The organism is Xanthomonas sp. SHU 166, from assembly GCF_000364685.1.
Classification (GTDB): domain Bacteria; phylum Pseudomonadota; class Gammaproteobacteria; order Xanthomonadales; family Xanthomonadaceae; genus Xanthomonas_A; species Xanthomonas_A sontii.
Genome location: NZ_AQOJ01000157.1, coordinates 1 through 1,272, shown reverse-complemented (window position 1 = coordinate 1,272; position 1,272 = coordinate 1). Strand labels below are relative to the sequence as shown.

Annotated in this window: 2 protein-coding genes; both read right to left on the bottom strand. The window is 74.3% G+C overall.

What is annotated here, in order from left to right; genetic code table 11:
* On the bottom strand, window positions 1-237 hold a 237-nt coding region (locus D180_RS05950; RefSeq protein WP_043090546.1), incomplete at its 3' end, for a hypothetical protein.
* The gene (ompR, locus tag D180_RS05945) at window positions 234-962 is read right to left on the bottom strand and encodes a two-component system response regulator OmpR (protein WP_017908321.1); all 729 of its coding nucleotides are present in this window, start codon (window positions 960-962) and stop codon (window positions 234-236) included. The genes ompR and D180_RS05950, both read right to left, overlap by 4 nt.
* Window positions 963-1,272 lie beyond the last annotated feature (310 nt).

Here is a 1,272-nt window from a genome sequence, read left to right as displayed (position 1 = left end):
CTCGCGCAACGCCGGCGTCAGCGCCGCGGCGGCCGGCGAGCGCTGCAGCGCCTCGGCGACATTGGCGAAGCCGTGCAGCATGCGCAGTTGCTGCTGCGCTGCCGGCCGCACTGCCAGTTCGCGGCCGAGCAGCAGCGCCAGCAGGCCGGCGCCGGCCAGCACCAGCGCGATCACCAGCGCCAGTTGCCCGAACAGGCTGCGCGGCCAGCCGGCGACGCGGGAAGCCGGCGCGCTCACGCCTGCGGCTCCGGCGGCACGTACACATAGCCCACGCCCCACACGGTCTGGATCAGCCGCGGCGTGCGCACGTCGTCCTCCAGCAGCTTGCGCAGCCGCGCCACGATCACGTCGATGCTGCGCCCCAGCGGCTCGTGTTCGCGGCCGTGCGCAAGGCTGGAGAGGCGGTCGCGGCTCAGCGGCTGCTGCGGGTGCCGCAGCAGCACCGACAGCACCGCGAACTCGGCGGTGGTCAGCTTCAGCGGTTCGCCGTCGCGGCGCAGCTCGCGCCGGCCCAGGTGCAGGCGGAAGCGGCCGAAGCCGATCTCGCCGCCCTCCGGTTGCGGTGCGCCGGCGCCGCCCGGGCGGGTACGGCGCAGCACCGCGCGGATCCGCGCCAGCAGCTCGCGCGGGTTGACCGGCTTGGGCAGGTAGTCGTCGGCGCCGATCTCCAGGCCGACGATGCGGTCGATCTCGTCGCCCTTGGCGGTCAGCATCACGATCGGGGTGGCGTCGCCCTGGCCGCGCAGGCGCCGGCAGATCTCCAGGCCGTTCTCGCCGGGCAGCATCAGGTCCAGCACCACCAGGTCGTAGTGGCCGCGCGCCAGCGCCTGCTGCAGCTGCATGCCGTCGGCCACCGCCTTGACCGCGAAGCCCTGGCTCTCCAGGTAGCGGCACAGCAGGGCGCGCAGGCGGTCGTCGTCGTCGACCAGCAGCAGGCGGGGAGCGGGCGCGGCATCGTCCATGGACGCCACTATCGGTTGCGCCGCGGCCCCGCGGCAACGGCCGCCGCGACGCAACTGTAAGCGGATGTTTCCGCTGCGGCGTTCGGCAACATTTGCTGGCCGATGCGGCGCCCGCGGCGCCGGCGCCATGGCTACGGTGACACTCGGCAGCACGCCGCTGCCGTCATCGGAGAACGCCATGTCGCTGTCCCGTCGCATCACTCCCTTGCTGCTGGCGCTGGCCGCCGGCGTCCTGGTCGCGCCCAGTGCACCGGCACGCGAACACACCCGCACGCGCACCGCCGGCGGTACCGACGGCGTCCGCCACGCC